General features: G+C 66.7%; 12 protein-coding genes. 7 read left to right on the top strand and 5 right to left on the bottom strand.

What is annotated here, in order from left to right:
- Nucleotides 1-541: 541 nt before the first annotated feature.
- Complete coding sequence (locus ACIRRY_RS16470) at nucleotides 542-2,788, top strand: transglycosylase domain-containing protein (RefSeq protein ID WP_403972790.1); 2,247 nt, start codon at nucleotides 542-544, stop codon at nucleotides 2,786-2,788.
- A gap of 154 nt (nucleotides 2,789-2,942) precedes the next feature.
- Here ACIRRY_RS16470 and ACIRRY_RS16465 read toward each other — a convergent pair whose 3' ends face one another.
- Nucleotides 2,943-3,515 (bottom strand): SMI1/KNR4 family protein, encoded by a 573-nt coding sequence (locus tag ACIRRY_RS16465; protein WP_403972788.1) that lies wholly within the window; start codon nucleotides 3,513-3,515, stop codon nucleotides 2,943-2,945.
- 90 nt (nucleotides 3,516-3,605) lie between these two features.
- Between ACIRRY_RS16465 and ACIRRY_RS16460 the strand changes: the two genes are divergently transcribed.
- On the top strand, nucleotides 3,606-5,114 hold the full coding sequence (locus tag ACIRRY_RS16460) for a glycosyltransferase family 87 protein (RefSeq protein ID WP_403972785.1): 1,509 nt from the start codon (nucleotides 3,606-3,608) through the stop codon (nucleotides 5,112-5,114).
- 100 nt (nucleotides 5,115-5,214) lie between these two features.
- Here ACIRRY_RS16460 and ACIRRY_RS16455 read toward each other — a convergent pair whose 3' ends face one another.
- The 3 genes from ACIRRY_RS16455 to ACIRRY_RS16445 all read right to left on the bottom strand — a co-directional run bounded on the left by ACIRRY_RS16455 (nucleotide 5,215) and on the right by ACIRRY_RS16445 (nucleotide 7,960).
- Nucleotides 5,215-6,246: an alanine racemase gene (locus ACIRRY_RS16455; protein WP_403972783.1), complete on the bottom strand. Its 1,032-nt coding sequence runs from the start codon at nucleotides 6,244-6,246 to the stop codon at nucleotides 5,215-5,217.
- A gap of 83 nt (nucleotides 6,247-6,329) precedes the next feature.
- Nucleotides 6,330-7,451 (bottom strand): lipid II:glycine glycyltransferase FemX, encoded by a 1,122-nt coding sequence (locus ACIRRY_RS16450; protein ID WP_403972781.1) that lies wholly within the window; start codon nucleotides 7,449-7,451, stop codon nucleotides 6,330-6,332.
- 194 nt (nucleotides 7,452-7,645) lie between these two features.
- A complete protein-coding gene (locus tag ACIRRY_RS16445; protein ID WP_403972779.1) occupies nucleotides 7,646-7,960 on the bottom strand; it encodes a hypothetical protein in 315 nt (104 codons plus the stop codon).
- Between the two features lie 276 nt (nucleotides 7,961-8,236).
- Between ACIRRY_RS16445 and rpsF the strand changes: the two genes are divergently transcribed.
- The 4 genes from rpsF (at nucleotide 8,237) to rplI (ending at nucleotide 9,978) form a co-directional block, all read left to right on the top strand.
- The gene (gene rpsF, locus ACIRRY_RS16440) at nucleotides 8,237-8,527 is read left to right on the top strand and encodes a 30S ribosomal protein S6 (protein ID WP_006604399.1); all 291 of its coding nucleotides are present in this window, start codon (nucleotides 8,237-8,239) and stop codon (nucleotides 8,525-8,527) included.
- Between the two features lie 77 nt (nucleotides 8,528-8,604).
- A complete protein-coding gene (locus ACIRRY_RS16435) occupies nucleotides 8,605-9,219 on the top strand; it encodes a single-stranded DNA-binding protein (RefSeq protein WP_403972776.1) in 615 nt (204 codons plus the stop codon).
- A 57-nt stretch (nucleotides 9,220-9,276) separates the two neighbouring features.
- Entirely contained in the window at nucleotides 9,277-9,513 is a 237-nt protein-coding gene (gene rpsR / locus ACIRRY_RS16430) for a 30S ribosomal protein S18 (RefSeq protein ID WP_006381652.1), read from the top strand.
- An 18-nt stretch (nucleotides 9,514-9,531) separates the two neighbouring features.
- On the top strand, nucleotides 9,532-9,978 hold the full coding sequence (gene rplI / locus ACIRRY_RS16425; RefSeq protein WP_200683155.1) for a 50S ribosomal protein L9: 447 nt from the start codon (nucleotides 9,532-9,534) through the stop codon (nucleotides 9,976-9,978).
- Between the two features lie 202 nt (nucleotides 9,979-10,180).
- Here rplI and ACIRRY_RS16420 read toward each other — a convergent pair whose 3' ends face one another.
- A complete protein-coding gene (locus ACIRRY_RS16420; protein WP_403972773.1) occupies nucleotides 10,181-11,518 on the bottom strand; it encodes an MATE family efflux transporter in 1,338 nt (445 codons plus the stop codon).
- A gap of 460 nt (nucleotides 11,519-11,978) precedes the next feature.
- Here ACIRRY_RS16420 and dnaB point away from each other — a divergent pair, with 460 nt between their 5' ends.
- Nucleotides 11,979-13,457, top strand: a complete 1,479-nt coding sequence (dnaB, locus tag ACIRRY_RS16415) for a replicative DNA helicase (RefSeq protein ID WP_200683159.1) — start codon at nucleotides 11,979-11,981, stop codon at nucleotides 13,455-13,457.
- The last annotated feature ends 25 nt before the right edge of the window (nucleotides 13,458-13,482 follow it).

The following is a 13,482-nucleotide window of genomic DNA, read 5'->3' as shown; positions in this document are numbered from 1 at the left end:
ACGGTGCGTAGTCTGTGCGGCATGCACACCACCGGGAACCATGTGACGCGTGGGGGCGTCAACGTCCCCGGTGCGGTACGGATGAATGCAGAACCGACCACATCCGTACTTCGGGGGGACCGGAAACCAGCCGCCGTTTCCAGGCGCGCACGGGTGCGCCTGCCCGAGGAGTAATCGTTCGATGAGCGAGCACCGTCGCAAACCGCCGCAGCCGCAGGGAGGCGGACGTGCCGCGGACCGACGCGGCCAGCCCGGACCGACCTCCGGCCGCCGCGCGGCACCGCGAGGCGCCACCACCGGGTCTCCATCTGATTCCTATGGGTCCAACCCCGCCGAGTCGGGGGGTGAAGACCGCCAGTACGGCAGCCGGGCCGAAGCCCGCCGCGCTGCCCAGAGAGGCGGCGGCCGTCGCAGAGAGCCCGCCGGCCAAGGTCCCGGTGGCCCGAACGGGCCCGGTCGGGGCAGAGGACGCGCTCCCGCGCCCGGCAAGAAGCGGATCATCGACTATCCGCGCTTCGACAAGTACGGATGGCGTCGCTGGATGCCCTCCTGGAAGCTTGTCTCCGGCCTGTGTCTGCTCTTCTTCGGCAGCCTCGTGGCCGCGGTCGGTGTCGGCTACGCCATGGTCGGCATCCCCAGCGAGAACACCGCGGCCAAGTCGCAGAACAACGTCTACTACTGGTCGAACGGTGACCAGATGGTCGCCACGGGCACCGGTACCAACCGCCAGAACATCAACATCGCGCAGATCCCCAAGGCCATGCAGTGGTCGGTGATCTCGGCCGAGAACAAGAGCTTCTACACGGACTCGGGCGTCGACCCCATGGGCATCGCCCGTGCCCTGGCCAACATGGCCCGGGGCGGTCAGACGCAGGGTGGCTCGACGATCACCCAGCAGTTCGTCAAGAACACCTACCTGAGCCAGGAACAGACGGTCACCCGGAAGCTCAGGGAGATGTTCATCTCCATCAAGGTGGGCACGCAGCTCAGCAAGCAGCAGGTCCTGCAGGGCTACCTGAACACCTCGTACTACGGCCGTGGCGCCTACGGCATACAGGCCGCCGCGCAGACCTACTACGGCGTGGACGCGGTCAAGCTGACGCCGAGCCAGTGCGCCTTCCTGGCGGCCCTGTTGAAGGGTCCGACGTACTACGACCCGATCGGCGCCACGAACATCGACCCGGCGGCGGACGCCAAGTCCAACACCGCCCGCTCCAAGGCGCGTTGGGCCTGGATCCTGGAGCAGATGCACGACGACAAGCGCATCACGGACGCCGAGTACCAGACGGCCGTCAAGAAGTACCCCATGCCCCAGGGACTCAAGGCGACCAAGGGCATGACCGGCCAGATCAGCTACCTGGTGGACACGGCCAAGAAGTACGTCCTGAACCACTCGGACATCTCGCAGACCGAGTTCGACCAGGGCGGCTATCAGATCTACACGACCTTCCAGAAGGACAAGGTCAACGAGCTGAGCGCGGCCGTGAAGAAGATCCAGAAGGACCGGATCGATCCGAAGAAGCGTGACCTGGACAAGTACGTCCAGTTCGGCGCGGCGTCGGTGGTGCCCAAGGACGGGGCGATCGTCGCCCTCTACGGCGGTGACGGCTACGAGAACGGCCACTTCACCAACAACGCCGACACCTCGGGTGTCCCCGTGGGTTCGACCTGGAAGCCGTTCGTGCTCGCCGCCGCCATGGAGTACGGCACGTACAAGACCGACGGCGTCGGTATCTCGCCGCTCAGCAAGTACAACGGCGACGACCATCTCAAGGTCAGAAACCAGGACGGCACGTACGTCCTGAACAAGGACAACTCGATCTTCTATCAGAACAACGAGAGCAAATACCCCTGGGGTTACATCTCGTTGCGCAAGGCGATGGAGCAGTCCATCAACACGCCGTTCGTGCAGTTGGGCATGGACGTGGGGAACTCGAAGGTGCGGGACGTGGCCAAGGCGTCCGGGATACTGGACGACAGTTTCGCCACGCTGAACCCGTCCTTCGCCATCGGTACCTCGACCCCCAGCGCGATCCGGATGGCCGACGCGTACGCGACGTTCGCCGCGTCCGGCAAGCAGGCGGACCCCTACTCGGTGACCGCCGTGAAGGAGGGCGGACAGCCGGTGTCCGGCTTCACCAAGCCGACCGTGAAGCAGGCGATGCCGGAGAACGTGGCGAACAACGTCACGAACACCCTGGAGAACGTCATCCAGAACGGTACGGCCGAGAACGCGAAGGTTCTGGGCCGTTCGGCAGCCGGCAAGACCGGTACCACCGACAGCAACAAGTCGGCCTGGTTCGTCGGCTACACCCAGCAGCTCTCGACGTCGATCGCGATGTTCAGGGAGAACCCCAAGGATGCCCAACTGCTGTCCATGAACGGCACGGCAGGCGTGCCGTCCATCCACGGTGGTGACATCCCGACGGCGGTCTGGACCGAGTACATGGAGGCCGCCCTCAAGGGGAAGTCCGACCCCGGCTTCCCGGACGCCACCAAGATCGACAATGTCAAGGACGAGTCCGGCGCACCGTCTCCCACTCCGACGCCCGTGGTGACGCCGAGTGAGACGCCCAGTGCGACGCCGAGTGAGACGCCCATCGAGACGACGCCGAGCGTGACGCCTTCGGCCACCGAGTCCTGCCAGTTCAGCTGGCAGTGCAGCGACGACGGTGGCACCGACGGAGGTACGACGACCTCACCATCGGCCACGGCCACTGCCACGGAAACCAGCGGCAGTAACAGAGGCAGTGACAATGGAGGCATCTTCGGAGGCTCAACCGGTTAGCTGCCATATCGCTCGTGAAGGGTGTTTCACGTGAAACACCCTTCACGGGATGTTTCACGTGAAACGAGGGCCGCCGCACCCCAGAGGTGCGGCGGCCCTCGGCGTATATCCGGGCGGGCGCTGGATGCGTCCCGGGTGGGCTGTAGGCGGCTGGCTAACGCCACTCGATCCTGCCGTCGACCAAGTGGGCGCGCGTTTCCATCGTGTCGGCCAGTACCTGGAAGTACTCGGCCAGCGAATCGTGCATCCCGAACCTATTGACGTCCCCGTCGCTCCATCGCCCCACCATCCCCGTCCTGGTGTCGACGAACCGTCCATACAGTTCGTCTCGCTCGACGACGAACGGAAGCCACTCGCGACGCCATGCCAGTACCGCGTCTTCGCCGTCGTCAGGAATCCCACTCGACTGATGGAGATCCAGGCGCCGTTCATGCACCCTCACCATGTCGTCCAGGGACAGAAGGTGCCAGCCGTTGGGGATGAAGCTGCTGTCCGGCCCCGGGGACTTCCAATCGTGCCCGGTGTCTTCCATCTCCACCCCGCCGTTCGTGAGAAGCCACGTCCGCACCTCCTCAGGGAAGGCCACCTTCAGCCTGGCCTCGGCGTCGGCGATCCGCTCCGGTGTCGTGGGCGTCTGCAATGTCGCGGCGTTCTTCGGTGCGTTCCGCTCCAGCCACCGCACCACACGGCCCCAGGCTCGACGTAGTGCTTCGGCTTCGGTCGTCATCGGGGATCCCCTCTCTCCGTCGCCGGATGGTAGGTCCGTGCTGAGCCGCGTACGACGTCCCCCGGCGTACTCCTAGGTCCGTACGGCAGGATGTGCCCCATGCCCAGTGCAGAACTGACGCCCACGAGCGTGCACGAGCCCGATCCGGTACTGCCGACCAAGGACGATGAGGTCGCCGCCGCCGGTAGTGAACTGATCGGTGGCCCCATCGGCCGGCGGGCTCTCCTGGGGACGTCCTGGTGGACTCCCGTACGGGTCATCGCGCTGGTCGCGATCGGCGTCTTCGCCCTCGGCCTGGTCCAGAAAGCGCCCTGCTACAACGGGGGTTGGTTCTTCGGCGCCAGCTCGCAGTACACGCACGCGTGCTACTCGGACATCCCGCACCTCTACCAGGGGCGCGGTTTCGCCGACGGGCTCGTGCCGTACTTCGACAAGCTTCCCGGCGACATGCAGTACCTCGAATACCCGGTGCTGACCGGTGTGTTCATGGAGGTGGCCGCCTGGCTCACGCCGGGCAGCGGCAGCATCCAGCACCAGGAACAGTGGTACTGGATGGTCAACGCCGGGATGCTGATGGTGTGCGCGGCCGTCATCGTCGTATGCGTCAGCCGTACGCACGCCCGCCGGCCCTGGGACGGCCTGCTGGTCGCCCTGGCGCCCGCCTTCGCGCTGACCGCCACCATCAACTGGGACCTGCTGGCGGTCGCTCTGACGGCCGCGGCGATGCTGATGTGGTCCCGGGGCCGTTCCCTCGCGTTCGGCGTCCTGTTGGGCCTTGCCACGGCCGCCAAGCTGTATCCCGTGTTCCTGCTCGGCCCGCTGTTCCTGCTGTGCTGGCGCGCGGGCAAGTGGCGGGACTTCGGGAAGGCGTTGGGCGGAACCGCCGTCGCCTGGCTCGCGGTGAACCTGCCGGTGATGCTCTTCGCCTTCGACGGCTGGTCGAAGTTCTACACGTTCAGCCAGGAGCGGGGCGTCGACTTCGGGTCGTTCTGGCTGATCCTCGCCCAGAACTCCACCGACCCGCTCAGCACCGACACCGTCAACACGTTCGCCACCCTGCTGATGCTGCTGTGCTGTGGAGCCATCGCGGCACTCACGATGACCGCTCCGCGCCGGCCGCGCTTCGCGCAGTTGGCCTTCCTGATCGTCGCGGCGTTCATCGTGACCAACAAGGTCTACTCGCCGCAGTACGTGCTGTGGCTGGTCCCCCTGGCCGTGCTGGCCCGGCCGAAGTGGCGGGACTTCCTGATCTGGCAGGTGTGCGAGGTGGCGTACTTCCTGGGGATCTGGATGTACCTCGCGTACACGACCAGCGGAGACGCACACAAGGGTCTGCCGACCGACGGCTACCACTGGGCCATCGGCCTGCACATCCTGGGCACGCTCTACCTGTGCGCCGTGATCGTGCGCGACATCCTCATGCCGGAACGGGACGTGGTGCGCCTGGCGGGCGACGACGACCCCTCGGGCGGGGTGCTCGACCGGGCGGAGGACGTGTTCGTGTTCGGGGCCGCCGCCCGCCCCGGACGACACGCGGCCCCCTTCGACGGGCCGCAGGTGGAGTGGGGCAGCGAGGGAACGGCCGACCGTTCGCTCTGAGCGAACAGGGCGCCTAGAGCCCACGAAAGACGGAGACACCACGCGAAAAGGCCGTACACGGAAGGTCCCGTGTACGGCCTTTCGGCTGCTGCGGAAGGGCTCAGCGGTCCACGATGCGGTCGAACTGCGTGGTGGTGTGCCGCAGATGGGCCACCAGCTCCTCGCCCACCTTCGGCTCGGCCGCCTCCGCCGGTACGAACAGGATCGAGACCTGCATGTGCGGAGGCTCGGCGAACCAGCGCTGCTTGCCGTCCCAGACGAACGGAGAAAGGTTCCGGTTGACCGTGGCGAGGCCGGCGCGGGCGACGCCCTTGGCCCGCGGCATGACGCCGTGCAGCGCCTTGGGGGCCTCCAGGCCCACTCCGTGCGACGTACCGCCCGCCACGACCACCAGATAGCCGTCAGAGGCCGTCTTCTGCTGCCGGTAGCCGAAGCGATCGCCCTTGGAGACCCGGGTGACGTCCAGGACCGCGCCGCGGTACTCGGTGGCCTCGTGGTCCCCCAGCCACAGCCGCGTGCCGATCCGGGCCCGGAAGCGGGTCTGCGGGAACTGCTGCTGCAACCGGGCCAGGTCCTCGGACTTGAGGTGGCTGACGAACATCGTGTGCAGCGGCAGCCGGGCGGCCCGCAGACGGTCCATCCAGCCGATGACCTCCTCGACGGCGTCCGAGCCGTCGGTGCGGTCCAGCGGGAGGTGGATGGCGAAGCCCTCCAGGCGCACGTTCTCTATGGCGGAGTGCAGCTGCGGCAGTTCCTGCTCGCTGACGCCGTGACGCTTCATCGAGGACATCACCTCGATGACCACACGGGCGCCCACGAGGCCGTAGACACCGTCGATGGACGACACCGAGCGGATGACCCGGTCCGGCAGCGGCACGGGCTCCTCGCCGCGGCGGTACGGCGTCAGCACCAGCAGGTCACCGCCGAACCAGTCCTTGATCCGGGCGGCCTCGTACGTCGTGCCGACGGCGAGGACGTCCGCGCCGAGCCGCGTCGCCTCTTCCGCCAGCCGCTCGTGCCCGAAGCCGTAGCCGTTGCCCTTGCAGACCGGGACGAGCCCCGGGAACTGCCCGGCAACGTGCTTGTGATGCGCCCGCCAGCGAGCAGTGTCGACGTAGAGCGTGAGCGCCATGGCCGGACCTGGAACCTTTCGGGTGGCTGCGGTGTATCAGGAGTATGAGAGCTGTCGACGTTATCGAAGCGCGGACCGTCAGGTCAGCGGCGCGACATGTAGATGTCGAGCGCCTTGTGGAGCAGCTTGTTGAGCGGGAAGTCCCACTCGCCGAGGTATTCGGCGGCCTGCCCACCGGTGCCCACCTTGAACTGGATCAGACCGAAGAGGTGGTCGGTCTCGTCCAGCGAGTCGGAGATGCCGCGCAGGTCGTACACGGTGGCGCCGAGCGCGTAGGCGTCGCGCAGCATCCGCCACTGCATCGCGTTCGAGGGCCGGACCTCACGCCCGATGTTGTCGGAGGCGCCGTAGGAGTACCAGACGTGTCCGCCGACCACGAGCATCGTCGCCGCCGACAGGTTCACCCCGTCGTGCCGGGCGAAGTACAGCCGCATCCGGTTGGGGTCCTCGGTGTTGAGGGCCGTCCACATGCGCTGGAAGTACGACAGCGGGCGGGGCCTGAAGTGGTCGCGCAGCGCCGTGATCTCGTACAGCCGCTGCCACTCCTCAAGGTCGTGGTAGCCGCCCTGGACGACCTCGACACCGGCCTTCTCGGCCTTCTTGATGTTCCGGCGCCACAGCTGGTTGAAGTTCTTGTGGACCTCTTCCAGGGAGCGGTTCGCCAGTGGCACCTGGTAGACGTAGCGCGGCTGGACGTCGCCGAAGCCGGCGCCGCCGTCCTCACCCTGCTGCCAGCCCATACGGCGCAGCTTGTCGGCCACCTCGAAGGCGCGCGGTTCGATGAAGTCGGCCTCGATGTCGCGCAGTCGCTTCACGTCCGGGTTCTGGATGCCGGCCTTGATGGAGACAGCCTCCCAGCGCCGGATGATGACCGGCGGGCCCATCTTCACCGAGAAAGCGCCCTGCTGCTTCAGGTGGGCCAGCATCGGCTGGAGCCACTCGTCCAGATTCGGCGCGAACCAGTTGATGACCGGGCCCTCGGGCAGATAGGCCAAGTAGCGCTTGATCTTGGGGAGTTGCCGGTAGAGGACAAGACCCGCGCCGACCAGTTCGCCGGTCTTCTCGTCGATCCAGCCCAGGCTCTCGGAGCGCCACTCCGCCTTCACATCAGCCCATGCCGGGACCTGCATGTGGCTAGCCGAGGGCAGGCTCTGGATGAATGCCAGATGCTGCTCACGGCTGATGGTCCTCAGGGTCAGGCTCATTCGGGGCGCTCCTCGGGCTGGGGTGTCCCCATGGGTACAGGGGCTCCGGCTCTCGCGCCGAAGCCTACTGCGCCTTGCGAGCGCCCCGACTGGGCGTATGCAACCTTCGCCTCGGCCTGTTGGCCGCCAAGGCGTTCCGTGCTGTTTTACGGGGAGTTCGGACCACGGCGTCCGGGTTGTCGTCTTCCGGGCCGTCAGCTGATGATGCCGCCGAACAGGCCGCCGTGTGCCATGCCGAGGAAGAATCCGACACCCGCGGCACCGAGACCCAGGATCAGGCCGAAGCGCTCCCTCGTCGTCTCGGAGATCCACTGCCCGTACGCGCCGGTGAGGATCCCCACCAGGCCGGTCCAGGAGCTGAGCAGATGAAGGCTGTGGAAGAACGAGGTGGTGAACGCCGTCAGCCCGAGCACCAGGGTCACCGCGAGCAGCGTGTCCTGGAGCGGATGGGGCTTGCCGTCGGTGGCGAAGAGAGAGCCGGCGGTGTTGGGTCGCAATGCCTGTGCCATGTGGCACCTCCTGCGGAAGGCGGCGCATCGTCGCGCCGGACACACCCGATGTGTACAGATTGACGCTCTCCGCCACCGGATTTCAACCGGAAGCCGGTGTGCGGGTACTCTGTACCCTCTGCACTGGTGTCTGCCCATGCCACGGCTCGGAATCCCCTCAAGGACCACCCGATGTCAGTGGCGGCTGTTTTACTGGCACACACTGTTGCTTACGCATCACAACCCTCCTGCCACGGAACGACCGTGGCCGCTGAGTCCAAAGGAGGTGGGTTCCACATGCGTCACTACGAAGTGATGGTCATCCTCGACCCCGATCTGGAGGAGCGCGCCGTCTCCCCCCTGATCGAGAACTTCCTCTCCGTCGTCCGCGAGGGCAACGGAAAGGTGGAGAAGGTCGACACCTGGGGCCGTCGTCGTCTCTCGTACGAGATCAAGAAGAAGCCCGAGGGCATCTACTCGGTCATCGACCTGCAGGCCGAGCCTGCGGTCGTCAAGGAGCTCGACCGCCAGATGAACCTGAACGAGTCGGTCCTCCGGACCAAGGTCCTCCGCCCCGAGACCCACTGAGCATCCTGCTCAGCTGATCTCGGGATTCGAGTAGCAGCACCAAGCAGCCAGCAGCAAACCCGCCGAGAGGTTCCCCCATGGCAGGCGAGACCGTCATCACGGTCGTCGGCAATCTTGTCGACGACCCCGAGCTGCGCTTCACCCCTTCCGGTGCGGCGGTCGCGAAGTTCCGTGTCGCGTCCACTCCCCGCACCTTCGACCGTCAGACGAACGAGTGGAAGGACGGCGAAAGCCTCTTCCTCACCTGCTCGGTCTGGCGGCAGGCGGCGGAGAACGTCGCCGAATCGCTCCAGCGAGGCATGCGCGTCATCGTGCAGGGCCGGTTGAAGCAGCGGTCCTACGAGGACCGTGAGGGCGTCAAGCGCACGGTCTACGAACTGGACGTCGAAGAAGTCGGCGCCAGCCTGCGCAGTGCCACGGCCAAGGTCACCAAGACCGCCGGTGGTGCTCGCGGTGGCCAGGGCGGCGGCTTCGGCGGTGGCGGTGGTGGCGGCCAGGGTGGCGGCGGCTGGGGTGGAAACTCCGGCGGCGGTCAGCCGGCCGGCGGCGCTCCCGCCGACGACCCGTGGGCCACCGGCACTCCCGCCGGTGGCAACCAGGGCGGCGGCGGTGGCGGCGGCTGGGGTGGAAACTCCGGCGGCGCCAGCGCTGGCGGCGGTGGCGGCGGCTACTCGGACGAACCCCCCTTCTAGGCCTTCGGGCCGAGGGTGGGTCGTACCCACACTTCTTGATCACACAGGAGATACACCATGGCGAAGCCGCCTGTGCGCAAGCCGAAGAAGAAGGTCTGCGCATTCTGCAAGGACAAGGTCCAGTACGTGGACTACAAGGACACGAACATGCTGCGGAAGTTCATTTCCGACCGCGGCAAGATCCGTGCCCGCCGCGTGACCGGCAACTGCACGCAGCACCAGCGTGACGTCGCCACGGCTGTGAAGAACAGCCGTGAGATGGCGCTGCTGCCCTACACCTCCACCGCGCGATAAGGGAAGGGTGACCGACTAATGAAGATCATCCTCACCCACGAGGTCTCTGGCCTCGGTGCCGCCGGCGACGTCGTCGACGTCAAGGACGGTTACGCTCGCAACTACCTGATCCCGCGGAAGTTCGCTATCCGCTGGACCAAAGGTGGCGAGAAGGATGTCGAGCAGATCCGTCGCGCTCGCAAGATCCACGAGATCCAGACCATCGAGCAGGCCAACTCCGTGAAGGCCCAGCTCGAGGGCGTCAAGGTCCGTCTGGCCGTCCGCTCCGGCGACGCCGGTCGTCTCTTCGGTTCCGTCACCCCGGCCGACATCGCTACGGCGATCAAGGCTTCCGGTGGCCCCGAGGTCGACAAGCGCCGCATCGAGCTGTCTGCTCCGATCAAGACGCTCGGCGCCCACGAGACGTCCGTGCGTCTGCACCCCGAGGTTGCCGCCAAGGTCAACATCGAGGTCATCGCAGCCTGACCGCTGCGCTCGGCATAGCTGAGAGAGGGGCCGCACCCGTTGGGGTGTGGCCCCTCTGCTGTGCTCGGGACGGGATGCGGCCCTTGCGTGCGGTCCGTTCGGAACGAGAAGGGGCCCGGCCCATGCTGTGCGTTCGGGGAGACGCCATGGCGCTCATGTTTCACGTGAAACATGCCAGTGCGCGGTGTTTCACGTGAAACGGTCAGCGGGTCGCGCCCGTGACGACCCAGCGCCCCGAGCGGGTGCGTAGCAGGAGCGTCAGCATCCGCACCGCCATCATCAGGGTCATCGCTCCCCAGAGTGCGGTCAGTCCGGCGCCGAGGATCGGTACGAGCAGGGCCACAGGGACGAAGACCGCCAGCGTCACCACCATCGCCCCTGCGAGATACGGCCCGTCTCCCGCGCCCATCAACACCCCGTCAAGGACGAAGACGACACCGCAGATCGGTTGGGAGAGCGCCACCATGATCAAGGCGGGCAGGGCGGTGTCCTTGACGGTGGGGTCGCTGGTGAACAAGGGGAGAAAGAGCGGGCGGGACAGGATCACCAGGAAACCGAGCACCACTCCTGCGGCGATGCCCCACTGCACCATGCGGCGGCATGCGGCTCGGGCGCCCTGGGAGTCGTCCGCGCCGAGATAGCGGCCGATGATCGCCTGGCCCGCGATCGCGATGGCGTCGAGGGCGAAGGACAGCAGGGACCACAGGGACAGGATGATCTGGTGTGCGGCGATGTCGGCGTCCCCGAGGCGGGCCGCGACAGCCGTGGCGATCAGGAGGATCGCTCTCAGGGAGAGCGTGCGCACGAGGAGTGGCGCGCCTGCCTGTGCCGAGGCTCTGATCCCTGCGGCGTCCGGACTGAGGGAGGCGCCGTGTCGGCGGGCTCCACGGACGACCACGACGAGATAGACGGCAGCCATGCCCCACTGGGCGATGACGGTGCCCCAGGCGGAGCCGGCGATACCGAGGTCGGCGCCGTAGACGAGCCCGACGTTGAGGACACCGTTCGCGACGAAGCCGGAGACGGCGACGTACAGCGGTGTCTTGGTGTTCTGGAGTCCGCGGAGGACTCCGGTGGCTGCGAGCACGATCAGCATGGCCGGGATGCCGATGGAGGAGATCCGCAGATAGGTCGTCGCGTAGGGGCTGGCGGTGTCCGAGGTGCCGAAGAGGCCGATGAGAGCGGGTGCCGAGGGGAGGACGACGGCGATGACGGTGGCGCCGATCAGCAGAGCGAGCCAGATGCCGTCCATGCCCTGGCGGATGGCGGCTTGGAGGTCACCCGCGCCGACACGTCGGGCGACGGCCGCCGTGGTGGCGTAGGCGAGGAAGACGAAGACGCTCACGGCTGTCGTCAGGAGGGCGGATGCCACTCCGAGACCGGCGAGTTGTGCCGTGCCGAGATGGCCGACGATCGCGCTGTCGGCCATGACGAAGAGGGGCTCGGCGACGAGCGCGCCGAAGGCCGGGACGGCCAGCATGACGATCTCTCGGTCGTGCTGTCGTCGGGTGGCCTTGGTGGCCGCGGGAGCCTGTGTCATGAGCACTAATCTAATCGTCCACAGGTAAGAGATGCAATTGCATTGTGACCCTTACCTCTGATCTCGCCTCGCGTCCTCTCGCGCACTGTTCGAAGCGATCTTGGTCGGATGTGGAAAGTTTTTCTTCTGCACAGCCGGTGGATGGGAAAGGCGCAGGTCAGATTGGTTGCGATCGAAGTGGCGAGGTCTTGTTCACAGGGCTGTCCACCGGGTCGTGCACAGGTTTTGCCGGGTTCTCCACAGCATCAGGGCCGTCGTCCACATGGCCTGTGGATAACCAGATTGGCTGACGGTGCCCGCGGGCCTACGGTGGACCGGCACGCGCTCCGTCCGTCGGCCTGAGAACCATCACAAAACCGACGCGCCCGTACCGGAGTTGGGCGCTTCATTTGTCAGTGCCGTGCCGTAGAAATAAAGGGCACGGCGAGGTCCGCTCGGCGGACGGGAGGAGGTGGCTCGGTTGAGTATTTCCGAGCCCTTGGACGACCCGTGGGCCGACAGCGGTCCAAGTGATCGTCTGCCCGCTTCCCGACGGCGCGGTGACGGAGGGCGGGGCCGCGACGAACAGCACGACCGCGGCCGCGAGGGCGGCGAGTGGGAGGGCGCGGGTTCGGCCTTCGAGCGGGTGCCGCCGCAGGATCTCGATGCCGAGCAGTCCGTACTTGGCGGCATGCTCCTGTCGAAGGACGCCATCGCGGACGTCGTCGAGGTGCTCAAGGGCCACGACTTCTACAAGCCGGCGCACGAGACCGTCTACCAGGCGATCCTCGACGTCTACGCCAAGGGCGAGCCGGCCGACCCGATCACCATCGCCGCTGAACTCACCAAGCGTGGTGAGATCAACAAGGTTGGCGGCGCATCGTATCTGCACACACTCGTCCAGACCGTGCCCACGGCGGCGAACGCGGAGTACTACGCGGAGATCGTCCACGAGCGTGCCGTCCTGCGCCGCCTGGTCGAGGCCGGTACGCGCATCACGCAGATGGGATACGCGGCCGACGACGACGTCGACGAGATCGTCAACCGGGCACAGGCCGAGATCTACGCGGTCACCGAGCAGCGGACCAGCGAGGACTACCTCCCGCTCGGCGACATCATGGAGGGCGCGCTCGACGAGATCGAGGCGATCGGCTCACGCAGCGGCGAGATGACCGGTGTGCCCACCGGGTTCACCGACCTCGACTCGCTCACCAACGGACTGCACCCGGGCCAGATGATCGTCATCGCGGCCCGTCCCGCCATGGGAAAGTCCACGCTCGCGCTCGACTTCGCCCGCGCGGCATCGATCAAGCACAATCTGCCGAGCGTCATCTTCTCCCTCGAAATGGGGCGCAACGAGATCGCGATGCGCCTGCTGTCCGCCGAGGCCCGCGTCGCCCTGCACCACATGCGCTCCGGCACCATGACCGACGAGGACTGGACACGGCTGGCACGCCGGATGCCCGAGGTGTCGTCCGCGCCGCTCTACATCGACGACTCCCCGAACCTGTCCATGATGGAGATCCGCGCGAAGTGCCGGCGGCTCAAGCAGCGCAGCGACATCAAGCTGGTGATCATCGACTATCTGCAGCTGATGCAGGCCGGTGGCTCCAAGCGCCAGGAGAGCCGTCAGCAGGAGGTCTCGGACATGTCCCGAAACCTCAAGCTCCTGGCGAAGGAGCTGGAGGTCCCGGTGATCGCGCTCTCGCAGCTGAACCGTGGTCCCGAGCAGCGCACCGACAAGAAGCCGATGGTGTCCGACCTGCGTGAGTCCGGCTCCATCGAGCAGGACGCCGACATGGTCATCCTGCTGCACCGCGAGGACGCGTACGAGAAGGAGTCCCCGCGCGCGGGCGAGGCGGACATCATCGTGGGCAAGCACCGTAACGGCCCGACGGCGACGATCACCGTCGCCTTCCAGGGCCACTACTCGCGCTTCGTGGACATGGCACAGACCTGACCGGCGATGTGGGTGGGTGGCGCTG

Origin of the sequence: Streptomyces sp. NPDC101776, assembly GCF_044766845.1 — a bacterium.
Classification (GTDB): Bacteria; Actinomycetota; Actinomycetes; order Streptomycetales; family Streptomycetaceae; genus Streptomyces.
Note: the sequence above shows the minus strand (reverse complement) of the source record. Positions and strands in the feature narration are given on the sequence as shown.